19 protein-coding genes are annotated in these 15,916 nt (G+C 57.9%); 5 read left to right on the top strand and 14 right to left on the bottom strand.

What is annotated here, in order from left to right; genetic code table 11:
- On the top strand, positions 1 to 121 hold a 121-nt coding region (locus INS93_RS22505), incomplete at its 5' end, for an OprD family outer membrane porin (RefSeq protein ID WP_192985586.1).
- Positions 122 to 298: 177 nt separating this feature from the next.
- Here INS93_RS22505 and INS93_RS22500 read toward each other — a convergent pair.
- From INS93_RS22500 to INS93_RS22475, 6 genes are all read right to left on the bottom strand, one after another.
- Positions 299 to 742 (bottom strand): DUF411 domain-containing protein, encoded by a 444-nt coding sequence (locus INS93_RS22500; protein WP_003246746.1) that lies wholly within the window; start codon positions 740 to 742, stop codon positions 299 to 301.
- The gene (locus tag INS93_RS22495) at positions 732 to 1,574 is read right to left on the bottom strand and encodes a c-type cytochrome (RefSeq protein WP_170050792.1); all 843 of its coding nucleotides are present in this window, start codon (positions 1,572 to 1,574) and stop codon (positions 732 to 734) included. The genes INS93_RS22500 and INS93_RS22495 overlap by 11 nt, the downstream gene beginning before the upstream one ends.
- A 9-nt stretch (positions 1,575 to 1,583) precedes the next feature.
- Positions 1,584 to 2,675 (bottom strand): copper resistance protein B, encoded by a 1,092-nt coding sequence (locus INS93_RS22490; protein WP_192985585.1) that lies wholly within the window; start codon positions 2,673 to 2,675, stop codon positions 1,584 to 1,586.
- A complete protein-coding gene (locus INS93_RS22485; protein WP_192985584.1) occupies positions 2,665 to 2,976 on the bottom strand; it encodes a hypothetical protein in 312 nt (103 codons plus the stop codon). The genes INS93_RS22490 and INS93_RS22485 overlap by 11 nt, the downstream gene beginning before the upstream one ends.
- Before the next feature lie 12 nt (positions 2,977 to 2,988).
- Positions 2,989 to 4,803, bottom strand: coding sequence for a copper resistance system multicopper oxidase (locus tag INS93_RS22480; RefSeq protein ID WP_192985583.1), 1,815 nt, complete (start codon positions 4,801 to 4,803; stop codon positions 2,989 to 2,991).
- A 194-nt stretch (positions 4,804 to 4,997) separates the two neighbouring features.
- On the bottom strand, positions 4,998 to 5,204 hold the full coding sequence (locus INS93_RS22475) for a co-regulatory protein PtrA N-terminal domain-containing protein (protein WP_192985582.1): 207 nt from the start codon (positions 5,202 to 5,204) through the stop codon (positions 4,998 to 5,000).
- A 283-nt stretch (positions 5,205 to 5,487) separates the two neighbouring features.
- Here INS93_RS22475 and INS93_RS22470 point away from each other — a divergent pair, with 283 nt between their 5' ends.
- The 4 genes from INS93_RS22470 to INS93_RS22455 are packed head-to-tail and all read left to right on the top strand — an operon-like array spanning position 5,488 to position 7,785.
- Positions 5,488 to 5,748 carry a membrane protein gene (locus INS93_RS22470; protein WP_003460126.1) on the top strand — a complete coding sequence of 87 codons (261 nt, stop codon included), beginning with the start codon at positions 5,488 to 5,490 and terminating at the stop codon, positions 5,746 to 5,748.
- A 44-nt stretch (positions 5,749 to 5,792) separates the two neighbouring features.
- Positions 5,793 to 6,629, top strand: a complete 837-nt coding sequence (locus tag INS93_RS22465) for a DUF692 domain-containing protein (protein WP_004374664.1) — start codon at positions 5,793 to 5,795, stop codon at positions 6,627 to 6,629.
- Complete coding sequence (locus INS93_RS22460; RefSeq protein WP_192985581.1) at positions 6,626 to 7,420, top strand: DNA-binding domain-containing protein; 795 nt, start codon at positions 6,626 to 6,628, stop codon at positions 7,418 to 7,420. Before INS93_RS22465 ends, INS93_RS22460 begins: the two co-directional genes overlap by 4 nt.
- Before the next feature lie 50 nt (positions 7,421 to 7,470).
- Positions 7,471 to 7,785, top strand: coding sequence for a hypothetical protein (locus tag INS93_RS22455; protein ID WP_192985580.1), 315 nt, complete (start codon positions 7,471 to 7,473; stop codon positions 7,783 to 7,785).
- A gap of 19 nt (positions 7,786 to 7,804) precedes the next feature.
- Here INS93_RS22455 and INS93_RS22450 read toward each other — a convergent pair whose 3' ends face one another.
- The 8 genes from INS93_RS22450 to INS93_RS22415 form a co-directional block, all read right to left on the bottom strand.
- Complete coding sequence (locus tag INS93_RS22450) at positions 7,805 to 8,005, bottom strand: heavy-metal-associated domain-containing protein (RefSeq protein WP_003246756.1); 201 nt, start codon at positions 8,003 to 8,005, stop codon at positions 7,805 to 7,807.
- 97 nt (positions 8,006 to 8,102) lie between these two features.
- Positions 8,103 to 9,530: a UvrD-helicase domain-containing protein gene (locus tag INS93_RS22445; RefSeq protein WP_192985579.1), complete on the bottom strand. Its 1,428-nt coding sequence runs from the start codon at positions 9,528 to 9,530 to the stop codon at positions 8,103 to 8,105.
- Positions 9,520 to 11,247, bottom strand: a complete 1,728-nt coding sequence (locus INS93_RS22440; RefSeq protein WP_192985578.1) for an ATP-dependent nuclease — start codon at positions 11,245 to 11,247, stop codon at positions 9,520 to 9,522. Before INS93_RS22440 ends, INS93_RS22445 begins: the two co-directional genes overlap by 11 nt.
- 173 nt (positions 11,248 to 11,420) lie before the next feature.
- Positions 11,421 to 13,784: a heavy metal translocating P-type ATPase gene (locus INS93_RS22435; protein WP_012018611.1), complete on the bottom strand. Its 2,364-nt coding sequence runs from the start codon at positions 13,782 to 13,784 to the stop codon at positions 11,421 to 11,423.
- 5 nt (positions 13,785 to 13,789) lie between these two features.
- Complete coding sequence (locus tag INS93_RS22430) at positions 13,790 to 14,038, bottom strand: DUF2933 domain-containing protein (protein ID WP_003246761.1); 249 nt, start codon at positions 14,036 to 14,038, stop codon at positions 13,790 to 13,792.
- A gap of 79 nt (positions 14,039 to 14,117) precedes the next feature.
- On the bottom strand, positions 14,118 to 14,651 hold the full coding sequence (locus INS93_RS22425; RefSeq protein ID WP_003246762.1) for a cupredoxin domain-containing protein: 534 nt from the start codon (positions 14,649 to 14,651) through the stop codon (positions 14,118 to 14,120).
- 147 nt (positions 14,652 to 14,798) lie between these two features.
- Positions 14,799 to 15,356, bottom strand: a complete 558-nt coding sequence (locus INS93_RS22420) for a cupredoxin domain-containing protein (protein ID WP_003139550.1) — start codon at positions 15,354 to 15,356, stop codon at positions 14,799 to 14,801.
- Positions 15,357 to 15,522: 166 nt separating this feature from the next.
- Positions 15,523 to 15,882 (bottom strand): co-regulatory protein PtrA N-terminal domain-containing protein, encoded by a 360-nt coding sequence (locus INS93_RS22415; protein ID WP_003246763.1) that lies wholly within the window; start codon positions 15,880 to 15,882, stop codon positions 15,523 to 15,525.
- Between the last annotated feature and the right edge of the window lie 34 nt (positions 15,883 to 15,916).

The following is a 15,916-nucleotide window of genomic DNA, read 5'->3' as shown; positions in this document are numbered from 1 at the left end:
GTCTGGGTCGTTGAAGGACATGTCCTTTCGCATTCGACAAGCCACGACTCGCGCCACCGACTTCGAGTCGGATTTGGATGAGTTCCGCCTGATTGTCGAGTACCCGCTGGAAGTTCTCTAACCCTGGCAAGCGAGCGGGTTGATTGCCCGCTCGCTCCTTGGTCCTGCTGTCCCCTCGTAGTGCTCCTTTGGTTTGGAGACAGCCCTTGGCGCCCTAGGGCGCCTTTTTTACTTAGGTTAAAGGACGTATGAAAATGAGTCGGCCACTACACACAAGCGGCCGTGCTGGCAGGCAGTACTACTGGGCGGGATATTCTGCAACGACCTGATCAGAACCCGTCTTGGTCAAGCCAATGACCTGGTAGGCATGCTGTACGCCATCGACTTCCATGCCGGGGGAGCCCGCCGGCATCCCGGGAACAGCGATGCCCAGCAGATCATCGCGCTTGGTGAGTTCGATGACCTGAGCCGCCGGCACATGACCTTCGACGAACTTGCCGTCAATCACCGCGGTGTGGCAAGACGCTAACCGTGGCGCGACGCCCAGTCTTTGCTTCACTGCTGTCATGTTGCTTTCAACATGGTCGACGACTTTGAAGCCATTCGCTTCGAGGTGTGAAATCCACTTCTTGCAACATCCGCAATTGGCATCACGATGGACATCAATCGTCAGGGCATCAGCTGCTTGAACCGCAGACGTGACGGAGAGAGCGGCCAGTAAGGCCAGATATTTAGCTTTCATGTACGTGCTCTTTGCCATCGGCGTGGGTGTGGGTCTTGGGCGAGGCGTTCGGAGCCTGCTCGGCGTGATGATCACCTCCGTTGGACGACGCCTCATCCCCAGCATGGTGGTCATCGCCACTCATATCCGAATGGTGACCTGCCTTAGGTGCGGAGCCACCCTCGCTATCCGTAGCCGCGGCATCGTGATGACCAGGCTCTCCAGCATCACCTGATCCATGATGGTCATCGCCACCGCCACTATTGTCATGATGGCCAGGCTTGTTGTCGCCGTGCTGTCCTTCATGGTTATGCATTTGCGTTTCCCCACCACCATGCTGATGGCCGCCACTGGATGCGACGAGTGCTTGGTATTGCTTGGCATCCATCGTCGGCAATTGGTCAAGGAAGGCAACCATGCCCCAGATGTACTCATCGCCCATGCTCTTGCCCCACGCAGGCATACCCGTTGCCTTGATGCCATGCTTGATCACCCAGAACGCTGCTGACGGATTGCCATCGACACCGATCTTGGCGAGGTTGGGAGGCGCAGGGTAAAGCGATTGGCTTAGCTCGGTCTCCGCCACACCTGGCGCCAAATGACAGCCGATACACATGGAGTTGTAGTTGCCCGCACCGGCGCGAATAAGAGCTTGATCATCCAGGTTGGGAACCTCGATGTCCTGCGAACGGACTTCGATAGAGCGGTCGCGGGCCATCGTGAGAAACGCATGCACTGCAGGAAAATGGGGATCATCGGCCCCCACGTTGACCACGCCAAAGTAGGCGCCGGCCAGGACAGCTGTGCTACCGACCACGCCGGCCGCCACCAAAGTTTTAATTGTTCTTTTCATGTCAGGTTCTCAAAACCACATCCGGATACCGGCGACAAAACGCGCCTCGTCTACATCACCGCCCTCGTCGCGCACCATGTCTGCCGTGTTGCCATAGGAGCGGCTCCAGGAAACCCCGATATAGGGGGCAAACTGCCTGACAATCTCGTAACGCAGACGCAAGCCGAGCTCGGTATTTGCCAACCCAGACCCCACACCTCGCTCAGGATCGTTCTTGCCGTAGAAGTTCATTTCGGCAGTTGGCTGGAGAATCAGCCGGTTGGTCAGCAGAATGTCGTACTCGCCCTCCAGTCGGGCAGCAGTTTGGCCATTCTCGCCGACGAAGGCCGTGGCTTCGGCCTCAAAGGCGTAAAGCGCCATGCCCTGGATACCGAAGGCGGCCCAAGTCTGCGGCGACTCCGGTTTGAAGTCCTGGCGAACGCCCGCGACGACATCCCACCAAGGGCCGATCGAGCGGCCGTACAACAGCTGTAATTCAGCATCCTCGGTCACGCCGTTGGTACGCTCGCCTTCGGAGCGGAACCAGACCCGGTTGATATCACCGCCTACCCAGCCCGACGCATCCCAGGCCAGGGTGCTGCCCTCATCTGCGTCCTGGTATTCGAGCTGATCGAGCAGGAAAAAACTGTTGATGGCGCTGTCGTGAACCTTGTGGCCAGGTAATGGCGGGAAAGCCGCTTGGCGATCAGCATCCGTCAGAACGGGAATCGGCGTACGGCTGGTGGTTCTCGGGGCTTCAGCGGAGCCATGGTTCATCTTTGAATGATCCATGCCCTCCATCTGTCCTTGCATGGCGCCATGCCTCATCTTGCTGTGATCCATAGCCTGGGCCTTCTCTTGGCTCTGGCCGTGGCCCATCTGGCTATGATCCATGCTGCCCGAAGCACCCTGCATGGCACCATGGTCCATCTTGCTGTGATCCATGCCCTCCATCGGCGCTTTGGCGGAACCGTGGCCCATCTGGCTGTGGTCCATCGACATGGAGCCGTGCCCCATTGCCGAATGATCCATTTCTTCCGCAGCCAAAGTAACGCCGCCGCTGAGTGCACTCAGCGACACGACCAGCGCTATGAGGGACGGGCGTGAAAACCTAGTGGTCATGGTTCGAACCTGCTTCGGCTTCGGTGCCGCCATGCTTATCCATCATCTTCTCGTGCCCCATATCGTCATGGTTCATGCCCTCATGATCCATGGTGCCATGATCCATCTGCTGGCCAGCGACCTTGCCTTTCGATTGATCTGCAGGCTTGTCACTGGCGTCGGGCGCAGCCGACTCGGCAGCATGTTGTTCGTGCTCGCTGTGCCCCTCACCTGCCAACGAAACCGGTGCGTGCAGGGCAGCCAATAGGCTGAACATTACTGCGCTGCCAGCCAGGGCATTTCGCTTCATAAAAGTGCTCATCAGAAATCTCCTTTACTCATCCACACGAACTTCACGGAACATGCCCATTTCCATGTGGAGCAACAGGTGGCAGTGATAGGCCCAACGACCCAACGCATCGGCGGTCACCCGATAGCTGCGCTTGGAACCTGGCGGCATGTCGATGGTGTGTTTACGCACCAGGAAATTGCCGTTCGCATCCTCCAGATCACTCCACATGCCATGAAGATGGATCGGGTGAGTCATCATGGTGTCGTTGACCAGCGTGATGCGAACACGCTCGCCGTACTTGAGGCGCAGAGGCTCGGCGTCAGAGAACTTGATGCCATCGAAGGACCAGGAGAATTTCTCCATATGCCCGGTGAGGTGCAGCTCGATGGTGCGACTTGGCTCACGCCCGTCCGGATCAGGGAAGGTGCTGCGCAGGTCAGAGTACGTGAGGACGCGTCGGCCGTTGTCTCGCAAACCAATACCTGGGTCGTCCAACTTATGCGTTGGTGTCATGGTTTGCATATCGACCAGCGGGTTGTTGGTCTCTGAGGCTGGGTGTGCCTGCATGGCACCTGCCATGCCTGCCATGCCTGCCATGCCCGAATGATCCATTCCAGCCATCTGGCTGTGATCCATGCCGGCCATGCCACCCTGCATGCTCCCATGATCCATGCCCGACATACTGCCGTGATCCATCCCGGCCATGCTCCCATGATCCATGCCGCCCATGCTGCCGTGGTCCATGCCCATGTCACCCATGGCAATCAGTGGGCGCGGGTCAGGGCTTGGTACCGGTGCACTCAACCCTTCCTGTACCGCAAGGGTGCCGCGCGCATAGCCAGTGCGGTCCATGGATTGGGCAAACACGGTATAGGCCTGTTCGCTGTCTGGTTCGATGATCACGTCGTAGGTCTCGGCCACGGCGATACGGAACTCGTCGACGCTGACCGGTTTGACGTGCAGACCATCGGCCGCAACCACAGTCATCTTCAGGCCTGGGATGCGCACATCGAAATAGGTCATAGCCGAGGCATTAATGAACCGCAGGCGGATCTTTTCGCCTGGTTTGAATATGCCGGTCCAGTTGCCATCAGGTGCCTGGCCATTCATCAGGTAGGTGTAGGTGTAGCCACTGACGTCAGCGAGATCCGTCGGGCTCATCTTCATCTCGGCCCACATCTTGCGATCGGCTACCGCAGCGGACCAACCCATCTCGCTTACGTCATCGATGAAGTCACCAACGGTGCGTTTGTGCTGGTTGTAGTAGTCCGACTGTTTCTTGAGCTTGGCCAGTACCCGCGTTGGATTTTCATCCGTCCAGTCGCTCAGCAACACGACGTAATCACGGTCGTAACTGAAGGGCTCGGGCTCCTTGGCATCGATGACCAGCGCACCGTATACGCCGACCTGCTCCTGGAGCCCAGAATGGCTGTGATACCAGTAGGTGCCGTTCTGGTTGACCTTGAACTTGTACTCATACATGCCATCAGGGGCGATGCCATGGAAGCTCAGGCCAGGAACACCATCCATGTTCGCCGGCAGGATGATGCCGTGCCAATGGATGGAGGTGTCCTCCTTGAGGCGGTTGCGCACGCGCAATGTGACGGTATCGCCTTCGCGCCAACGAAGAATCGGCCCAGGGAGCGAGCCGTTGATGGTCATGGCCGTGCGCGCTGCGCCGGTGATGTTCACCGGGGTTTCACCGATGAATAGGTCGAATTCGTTACCAGTCAGTACGTTGGGCTGGCCGGGGCTGTTCACCGCCCAGACCGGCGTGCGCCACAGGCCAAGTCCGCCGATAATACCGGTGGCTGCCAGGCCTTTGACGAAGGTGCGCCTTGTGGTTTTGCTTTGCATGCCGTTTTGTCCAATCCGTCAAATGAGCCGGTGATGGTGTGCCCGGTCTCGGGTTCATGGCTGCTTCAATGTCGGGGATTTACCCCTCAACTTTCCACGTCGGTGCATTGCACAATGCCTTACCGACGATGAGCAGTATGAAACTGCCATATTTCAACCATCCGGGTGATTACATTTCTGTAAGGTAGATGACTTCAGCAGTTGGTGTGCTCTGCTTGCTCGGTTGGACTGCTGGCTACAGGAGCCTCAACTTTCTGCTGCTGGGCCACCCGGTAGGCCTCCAGAGACGTCTGGCGTGCCTGCTCCATGCGTGCAAACGTGCGATCAGCACCGCCTTCGGCCATCGTCAGGCTGGAAACACTCAGGGCAGCAACTACAAACAGGGTTTTGATCGATTTCATTTCGTTAATCCTCAGAAGTTTAGAAGCCCCTGTAACTAGTGGGGACGAGCGTTAAGCTCGCTGCTACGTTAACCACGACGCCCTGTCAGCAACCTGATCCGAACATTACAGTTCTGTCAGTTTGCTATTTCTTTCTTGTAGGCCCTCCTGAAGGCTCGGTACTGTCTTCCTGCCCGCGCAGCCTTGCGGATTCCATGGGCCTGATCGGTAGCAATGCCTGAGCTAACTCGTTCATTCGCACCGACGGATCGCGACCATCAAACAATCAAGAGAGATAGCCACTATGTCGAACAAATCCAACGTAGCTACCGGTGCCGCCTTGGCTCTGGTGGCCGCCAGCCTGTTCTCCACCCTGCCCGTCCAGGCTGCTCAGGAAACCAAAGCAGCAGAAGTGAAGTGCTTCGGGATCAATGGTTGCAAAGGGCAGAACGACTGCATGACCGCGAAAAACGACTGCAAAGGCCAAGGCGAATGCAAAGGCCAAGGGTTCAAGTTGATGACCCAGACCAAATGTGACGAAGCCGGTGGCAAAACCAGCGAATAAGGCGGTTCAGGGGAGTGCATGCCACTCCCCTGCTGGAGTCTCGAATGAGTAAACGCAAAACTCTGGGTTTCGGTCTTGGCCTTCGTAACGAGTATTACCGGCAGATCCTGGAGGAACGGCCTGCGGTCGACTGGTTCGAGATCATTTCCGAGAATTACCTGGTGGAGGGCGGCAAGGCTCTCTACTTCCTTGATGCGATCGGCGAGCACTACCCCCTGGTGATGCACGGAGTATCTCTTTCGATTGGCGGCTCACATGCCTTGGACATAGACTACCTACGACAGCTCAAGCAGCTGGCGGATCGGGTGCAGCCTCAGTGGGTGTCTGATCACCTGTGCTGGAGTCGAGGCAACGCCCATCAACTTCACGATCTGCTACCGCTGCCGTTTACCCAGGAGAGCCTGCTGCATGTCGCGGCCCGGGTGCGCTTGGTGCAGGATGTTTTGGAACGTCCCATCGTGCTGGAGAACGTTTCCTCCTACGTGCAGTGGACAACATCCAGCATGAGCGAGTCTCAGTTCCTCTCGGAGCTCAGTTACCTGACCGGGTGCGAGCTGCTTCTCGACGTGAACAACGTCTACGTCAGTTCGCGCAACCAGGGTTTCGACCCTTGGCAGTTCATCATGGAATTGCCGCACGAGCGGATTCGGCAAATTCACCTGGCCGGGCACAGCGATTACGGGCAGTACCTCATCGACACCCATGACCAGCCCATCGCTGATCCGGTTTGGTCTCTCTACAGCAAGACTTTGAGCTACTTGGGCCCGACATCGACCTTGATCGAGCGGGATGACCAGTTTCCGCCGCTGGAAGAGCTGTTGTCCGAATTAGCACATGCCCGTGCTATCGCCAAATCTGTGATATCGGGGGCCACCCCTTGAGCCTGATCGCCCTACAGACTGCATTTGAAACTTACCTGACAGGTGACAGTGCCCTGCCCTCCAACGAGCTTTTGGAGCAGATCCGAGGTAGCACAGCGCTGAGTGCTCTCAGAGGCCTGCAGATCTACCACAACGCTTACCGTTCGCGCCTGCTTGCGGTCTTGCGAGAAGACTTCCCTGCCCTGCTTCACTGGATCGGCAACGAATCATTCGAGCAGCTCGCACTGGCCTACTTGGCCGCCTGGCCACCACGACATTTCAGCATTCGCTGGCTGGGCGAGAAGCTGCCCGAGTTCATTAGCAGCTACGTCGAAGAACCCCAACTATCGCCGATGCGCGAACTCGCGGAACTGGAATGGGCCTTTACACTGGCCTTCGACGCTCAGGATGTCGAAGCGCTTTCGCTGGAGACCATGAGTGATTTTTCGGCTGAAGACTGGATTTCACTCAGGGTTTCCCTAACTGCATCTGCCCGGTGGTTGCAGCTGCAGTACAACACGCTGGAGTTGTGGAAAGCCGCCAAGTCCGGCAGCTTGCTGCCTGATATTACCCGCCTGCCAACGAACCTAGCCTGTCTTGTTTGGCGTCATGAACTCGTCTGCCAGTACCGGAGCCTGGAGCCAGCGGAGGCTTCGGCATTGCAGTTTCTCATCGAGGGCGGATCGTTCGCTGAACTCTGCGAGTCGTTGAGCGCCACGCATGGCGAGCAAGCTCCCTTGCAAGCCGCGACCTGGTTGAAGTTGTGGGTCAACGACGGTTTGCTAAAGCGCGGCCAGCTATTACACGAATGACCCGGAACCTTTAGGCTAGCGCTCTCTCTTTGGCCACTCCGAGCGCTTCTATGACTCACCGCATCATTCATTTCAAACAGCAAGCCTTGCTTGACCCGGAGACCTATCAGGCAATGCTGGCCGACGGCGTTGGTCACTGGGAGCGGCTTGCAGGAGAAGTCGTCGGCATAGAAGACGAAAAAAGCCACGAGTTCGCTGCATTGAAAAGCCTGTTCAAGCGCAAGCGGTACTCCTATGACACGCTGGAAATGCGCGAGCCAGGCGATCACTCAAACTGGCTTCGCGGCCGAGATGGTTCAGAAGGTATGACCAACGAGGTCACCAGTATCTCAGGGCTAAAAGAGCTCTCAGAACTGGAGATTTAGTGGGATAGCAGGTCAGCGCTCAAGCGCTGACCTGGGCCGAATAGCCAAGCTCCTGGATGAGTTCGCGGATCGATTCGGCACTTTCTGTGCTCTCAACGGTGACCTTGCCGGCCGCTCGATCCACTTCTACTCGTGCATCCTGATCCAGAGCTTGAATGGCCTTCGTGATTTTGCTCACGCAACTGCCACAGCCCATCCCCGCAACACTCAGACTAAACATGTCTTTCACCTCATTTCGTCCGCGGCTCAAGTTACCGCACGGACAGCATCGACCTTGACACGATGGCAAGGTCAAGCCCGTAAGCGCTACAAAAGGATCAGCCGTTTACCACGGGCGTAAGGATGGGGGTTGGTGAACACACCACGACATGCCTTGCGCCCCTCGTCAGTGCGACGTATAGATTCTGGGGGGTCATAAGCTCAGGATGCAGGACAACCGAGACATCCGCCTCCAGCCCCTTGAGAAGTAATGTGCTGCCTACAGAGCGTCTTGCGATCGGTCGGGCAAGGTGTCTATTGCGCTCTCGCGCTTGAATGGCTGCACTCAGAAAGTCGGCAGCACCTCCCACCACCGCTTGCATTGCAGACCGGCAGCAGTGCAGAACCTCCGGTCGGTATACACGTGCCCCGTGCTGCTCAGCGAGCGTATCGATCACACGGAGCGCTTGCCCCAATGTTGGCGCTGCTACGAAATCGATCGCCGCAGCCTCGGCCGCGGTCGGAGGCGTTCGGGCCCTTCCTGCACGCAGCGACTCCACGCGCGTTCGCAGGTTTGCTGCACCTACGCCCGTCATTACGCTGGAAGCAAACTCCACAAGTTGTGCCAGAGCATTGGCACCCTGCAAGTCAAAGTTCCTGGCGAAGTTGACGAGATCTCTCAGGTCGACGGCTTCTACGGCCATGGCACCGGGTGTCTGGCTCGTGAGCTGATGGCGACCTTGCACGTTGATGGAGTCCCCGATGATGAGGACGCTACCCTGAGCGTTGGGAGCTTCGGTTCTCGCGGCCACCAGTCGCTGCTGAACTTCGGTTCCGGCGTTTAGCTGCACCCAACGCACTTCTGCTGGAGCCGTGCGCAGATCCACCGGCTGACCAGCTTGAAGTTGTTGCCTTATGGCGAGCAGCCACTGCCCGAGGTTCTCAGCTCCAGCCAGCCGCCAGCGCCACGGTATCCTCAACTCTCCCGCTGCGGGAAACAGGGGTTGCACCTCATTCGCCCAATGCACCAGTCGATTGCCACGGAAGCTGAATATGGCTTGCATCGGGTCACCGAGCACGCAGGTCGGAAGCACCTGGGCCAAACCAGACACGATGGCGTGCTGGACGACGTTGCAGTCTTGGTACTCGTCGACAAGCAACCGTGCATAGGTGGCGCGAAGGGGCTGAGCGAGGTGACCGGCCTGCAACAACTGCATGGCGGCCTCCCGAATTGCCGGGTAGTCAGTATTGGGTTGATGCAGCTGTAGGATCTGCGGGTTATGGCCGCTTCGCGCTGGGAACTTAGCGATCAGGCGCATCGAGAATCCGTCAATGGTGGAGACTCGATATGCGGAGTTAGGAACACCGGCTCGTCTCAGGCGCGCCCGTAAGGCCGCAACGCCGGCGTTCGTATGTGTCAAGACGAGGATGGGTTTGCTCTGCGTATGCGCGATGAGCGTCTCGGCAATCAATTGCGTTTTTCCACAACCTGCGGGGGCCGTTATGGAGCCACGCTCGATAGCGAAAAGATCAATCTCAGGGGGCACTTGTAAACGTCCAGAGCTGATTCGTGACTGCCATGAAGCCCGGTTCGGCGTTCTGTAAAGACGGACCGACGATGTCCCTTGCAACCTCCTGATAGGTTGTCAGCGACTTGAACCAGCCGCTGTTGCGGATACGGGATGCGGTTCCCAGCAGCTCTCGTCTCTCAGGTGAGTACCCATCCACGAGTCGCTTGGCTCGGATATCGTTCAGCGTCACGCGGCCTTGGGACTTCGTCTGAATGTGTGCGTTCATCAGCTCTGCACCCACTATTGTTTCGGCTTTCGCCAGAAGTGCATCGAGTGCTTGCTCACTGAGATGGCGGAAGATCTCGTCCTCCAACGTGAGGCCTGGTCGCCATGTAAGAATTTGCCCGCCGGCGGCCAAGAATGCTTCAGCGAGCCCCGCGGTCGAAGGCTTGTCGGCATCTACAAAAACCATCACGCGGTAACCCAAGTTCAGAAGTGCTGTTCCCCGGATAAGACTGTTATCGGGGCTTCCCCCGCCGGCGTCCACATACGCGCCGCCATGGGCCAGGAATGAGGTAGCGCCAAGACTGACCCACCATTGGTCAAGGCCACGCGCGAAGCCAACCTCGCTGGCCCCCTCGCAAACGATGATGGATTTGGCGAGGAATGCTTCGGGGTCCTTCCGAAGGGTACTTTGTACCTCGTTGGCTTCCCCAGCTGGCATAACACTGTGGCGCTGAGGTGCTGACCGAACAACGAATAACTGGCTGCCGGACAGCTCGCGCAGCGCGACCGGCGAGTGCGTCGTCATGAACACTTGCAACGGAGCGGCAGCGTCCTTTGCACCCAGCGAGTCCAGGAATCGCATGAGCCGATGAGGTTCAAGCCCGTATTCCACCTCATCAACCAGGGCAATTGGCGCGGCGCTGGCCGCAGCCCTTTGAAGCCCTGCCACTAGCAAGCGTGACGAGCCCGTGCCAAGGGAGCGCAGCGGAATACCTGTTTCACTGTGCAGCGCGATCGCCCCCTCGCCAATCGACACAGAATGTGCGTCAAGGAGCGCCTGAGGCATAGCCCCGACCGAAACGCCAAGATGCTGTGCTGTGCGTTGCACGACCTCAAGCGTCTGGGTCAGATGTTCGGCTGCTTGATTGCCAAAGTTCGCTCTTGCTTGCCTAGCGGCGCGCGCCAGTTCAGCACCAAGCTCGGCGCGCTCATCGGTAAGTCGATTGAGCACTGAGCCACGACTCCACGACAAGTTCGAACTCGCAAAGCTGCCGATACGGGCGGGTGCTAGTGCCGCTCGTTCCTTCCAGGGAAGAGTGCGTTCGAGTTGCTGCTGCTCCGCACGCTCAGAAAAAAGTGTCCAGGTAGGTTCCAAATCGGCACCAACTTGCAGGAGCAAGGTGATAACGGTCTCCAGCCCCGCTCGCGGTTCGTCTTCGACTTCTCCCGTTCCTGGATTGAATCCACGCAAGAACTCGCCGTAAACATCGATATCCATCAGCGATACCGGCAAATCGCCAAGCGTCACATTGATGGTGATGGGTGTTTCGACGTTCAGAGCGAAGAAGTCCATGTCGCCGAACGTGCCGCCCCGGCGGGCACCGACGCAAAGGTCAATCGCATCTAGAATGCTGGACTTTCCACTATCGCCAGGACCTATGAGGCAGTTAATTCCTGGGGCCGGCACCCAGTCGAGCGCCTGGATAGATCGGAAGTTGCTGATAATCAGTCTGCGAATGCGGGCCACGGAGAGTCCTCATGGGTTAACGACGACCAGTCTCCTACCCGCAGCGGCAACAGTCCATCGAACGTCACCTCGTCACTATGTGTTGCGACAGATAGGTCGGACCGGAAACTACCGTACGGCATTTTCCGGTCAGATGCGCTTCTGAATAATCACCTGGTCGGTGGTATGGAAGCCTATCCGATGTCCGTTGATTTCAACCTCAGAGCATTGAAGACCACCGACGCCGAGCTGACACTCATCGCCAGCGCAGCAATCAAGGGCGACAGAAGATGCCCCGTCAGCGGGTACAGCAGCCCCGCTGCTAGCGGGATTCCCATCGCGTTGTAGAGGAACGCAAAGGCGAGGTTCTGCCTCATGTTTTTCACGGTTGCCACTGACAGGGTGCGCGCTCGCAGGATGCCCATCAGATCTCCCTTGACCAGCGTCACTTGGGCGCTGTTCATCGCCACATCGGTACCGGTGCCCATGGCGATACCTACGTCAGACCTGGCCAGGGCGGGCGCATCGTTGATGCCGTCACCCGCCATGGCGACACGACGGCCATAGCCCTGCAAATCGGCGACCAGTTTCTCCTTATCCTGCGGTTTGACCTCACCATGCACTTCCTCGATTCCGAGCTGCTTCGCCACGGCTCTTGCTGTGGTGAGGCCATCACCAGTGGCCATGATGACCTTTACGTCTTCGCTTTGAAGCTTGGAGACAGCCTGTTGAGAAGTAGGCTTGATCGGATCGGAAACGGCCAGGAGTCCCGCCAGGCGACCATCAACGGCCAAATAGATGATGCTGATGCCTTCCAGACGCAGTTGCTCGGCGCGATTGCGCAGCGGGGTAATATCGACGCCCGCCTCGTCCATCAGTGCGGTGTTGCCGAGCTGCAGCTGATGGTCATCGACCTGGCCGCGCACACCAATACCCGAGCCAGATTCGAAAGTGTCCGGTTTGACCAGTGCAATGCCCTGACCGCGCGCATGATCGACGATGGCATGAGCCAGCGGGTGCTCACTACCCTGGTCGAGACTAGCAGCCAGGCGCAGCACTTCATTGGAGTCGTAACCGCCTGTCCCTTCCGCACTATGAAATACGGGACGCCCCTCAGTCAGGGTTCCAGTCTTGTCGACGATGAGCGTGTCGATCTTGCATAGATTTTCGATGGCGCTGGCATCGCGGAACAACACACCGCTGCTAGCGGCCTTGCCAGTCGCAACCATGACGGACATCGGGGTTGCCAGACCCAGAGCGCAGGGACACGCAATGATTAGCACCGCCACCGCATTGATCAGGCCAAATACCCAGCCTGATTCCGGCCCTAATAGCCCCCAGCCGAAGAAGGTCAGAATCGCGATCAGGATCACCCCGACCACGAAATACCCTGCCACCGCATCAGCCATACGCTGCATGGGGGCCTTGGAACGTTGGGCTCTGGCCACCATCTGAACGATCTGCGACAGCATGGTCTCGGCACCGACCTTCTGCGCCTCCATCACCAGGCTGCCGTGGGTGTTCAGGGTGGCACCGATAAGGGCATCCCCTACCCGCTTGGTCACGGGTAACGGTTCTCCGGTAAGCATCGACTCGTCGACGGCGCTCTCCCCCTCTAGAACCGTACCGTCCACCGGGACTTTCTCTCCCGGCCGGACACGTAGGTGGTCGCCCTGATGGACATGTGTCAGCGGAATATCTTCTTCCTGGCCATCGGGCTTGATGCGACGCGCAGTCTTTGGTGCCAGCCTCAGCAGTGACTTGATGGCTGCCGAAGTCTGCGAGCGGGCCTTGAGTTCGAGCATTTGGCCCAACAGCGTGAGTGAGATAATCACCGCGGCTGCTTCAAAATAGACGCCGATACGTCCGTCCTGGGCAAAAGCCGCCGGAAACCACTGCGGAACCAAGGTAGCGGCCACGCTGTAGAGGTAGGCAGCGGCCGTTCCCAAACCGATCAGGGTCCACATGTTGGGGCTGCGGTGGCGGATGGAGTCAATGCCGCGGGTGAAGAATACCCAGCCACCCCATAGCGTCACGGGCGTCGCCAGAGCCAGCTCGACCCAGTTCTGGGTCGTGCCATGAAACAGTTGCAAGGAATGGCCGGCCATCGCCAATACGGTCACGATGACGGTCAACGGTAGGGTCCACCAGAACCGCAGCGAGAAGTCCTTCAGCTCTGGATTTTCCTCCTCTTCCAGCTCCGGGATGACAGGTTCCAGCGTCATCCCGCAGATCGGGCAGTTTCCGGGAGCCGGTTGACGGATTTCTGGATGCATCGGGCAGGTGTATTCAGCACCTACAGGTGTCGATGTGGGTGCTGGAGTCGCGTGCTGGTGATGCTCCCCATGAGACTGATGGCTCATGTACTGATGAGGATCTGCTTGGAATTTCTCTAGGCACTTCGCACTGCAGAAATGATAGGCCTTCCCTTCAAAGCTCTCGCGATAAGGGCCATCAGGTTTGACCTCCATGCCACACACCGGGTCGCGCTGGCTCTCGGAGTGGGCGTGCGAGTTATGTGAATGATCCTGGTCATGATGGCAGGAGGTCTTTTGCATGCGATCTATGTCCTTTCTTCGTCCTTGGAAACAGCGGTGCTGCTGGAGTGGGAGTGCCCGCCGTGATTGTGGCCAAACAGATGCATCAGCGGGCATAGCAGCAGGATGAGGTACGGCAGGGCCTGCGAAAGATGACCGTAATGCTCACGCGCTACATAGAAGATGCCGATTACGGCCAGCATGATCAGCGCAATGCCAATCTTGCTCTTCCAAAAAGGCGGCTCAGTGGTACTGGTGTGATGGGTATGGTCCACGACAATAGCCTCGTTTCAATGGCGGCCGGATCACTATAGGTGTCTCAGACTGGACGGAGTTGGCGAGTATCAATAAACGTCAGCGTACGGTCACCTTACCGACCATTCCCGACTGATAATGTCCTGGAATATTGCAGGCGAACTCCAGTTCGGTGGCGGCGGAGAAGGTCCAGATCAACTCTTCGCGTGCTCCAGGTTCGACAAGAACACTGTTGGGGTCATCGTGTTCCATACCGACCATCTTCATGCCGCCCATGGCATGGCCCATATTGCTCATGTCATGTGCACCTGTAGGGGACAGCGTGCCGTTCTGAAACATCGCGGCCATCTCTTTCTGGTGCGCGGCATGGGATGCCGCTTTGCCAAGATTGAATTCGTGTAGCAGTGCACCGTCATTTTTCAGGACGAAGCGAACTGTCTCGCCTGCTTTGATCTCCATTGCTTTGGGTTCGAAGAAGATGTCCCCCATCCGGACTTCGATGGTGCGATCTACTGCCTGACCGTCTCCCGGTTGCCCAATACTGTCTTTCTTGTGGCCCGGGCTGGCCAGCGCATTGGCAGCACTGAGCAGCAAGCCAAGGGTGGTGATTATGAAAGCGGGTCTGAGTTTCATGGTGTGCCTCTGAGGTGTTGAGGAGGGATGAGTCCCGATGCTAATGAGGTGCAGCTGGCGGTACGCTGACGTGAAAACTACATCGCAGTAAGGTTCGTCAGATCGGTGCTACCCAGCTCGCGGCCAACGGGTAGCACCGATGCCGGACTAACGCAGAGCAAACTCACCGACCATCCCCGCCTGGTAATGCCCAGGCAATGTACAGGCGAAGCTCAAACTGCCCGCCTTAGGGAAGGTCCACACGAACTCTTTGGTTGTGCCGGGCTCGACGAGAACCGCGTTCGGGTCGTCATGCTTGGCTTTGATGACTTCCGGATAGCCTGGAGGGTTGGAGTCTCCCATGCCATAACGCTCATGCCAGACAATGCGCTCGGCCATGCCGGTCGGGGTCAGTGTGCCGTCCTTGAACAAGGACGCCATCTTGCGCTGGTGCTCCAGCTGGGACGCTGCCTGCCCGATGTTGAACTCGTGCATCAACGCGCCCTCGTTCTTCAGAACGAAGCGCACGGTTTCACCTGGCTTCACATCGATCGTTTTCTGGCTGTAGTTGATGTCGTCCATCTTTACCAAGATGGTACGAGTCGCTGGCGTCGCCTGGGCCTGCTGCCCAATGCCATTGCTACTGCCGCCGACCTCGGCAAATGCCGGAAAGGTGGTGCTGATGAACAGAGTGCTGATCAGCAGTTTAAGGGGTAAGCGTTTCATGGTGAGACCTCGAGATGGGTGCTGGAAATCTCATGCTATTCCCCGCTTGCTGCCAGGCCGCTGACCCCAAAACTACAATTGCGTCAGCTGGGAAAAAGCACGGCGCCATAAAGGCGCCGCTAGGCCAAAGGAGCAATCACGGAAGGCCTGGAAGATGGGAAAATCCTTATCGATGGCACTCTTTGTCGGCCATCATTAGCTTGTGCTCGCGGATCATTTGAGCCAGCACGTCGTCTACCAGCTTGTCATGCTTTTCCATCCAGGCCAGATGCTCTTCGGCAGACATGTTTGGCGCGGGATGTTCGTTGTGCAGCTGGCTCATGATGTCTTCGAGCATGTTCATATGCTCCTTCATGTGCACATGCCGCTCGCCGACCGGGGCCTTCTCCGCCTGGATCAGCACGGCTTCTGCTTTGTCGCGCATCTGCTGGATGCGCTCGAATACACGGTCGCTGCCCCCTTCGGCCCAAGCCATGGAAGACAGCAGTAGCGAACCAACCAGAAGCAAAGGTTTCAGCGATTTCATGGGCAGTCTCCATCAGTGCAAACTATGGCCGGCA

This window comes from Pseudomonas sp. EggHat1, assembly GCF_014892995.1.
GTDB classification, from domain to species: Bacteria; Pseudomonadota; Gammaproteobacteria; order Pseudomonadales; family Pseudomonadaceae; genus Aquipseudomonas; species Aquipseudomonas chaetocerotis.
Note: the sequence above shows the minus strand (reverse complement) of the source record. Positions and strands in the feature narration are given on the sequence as shown.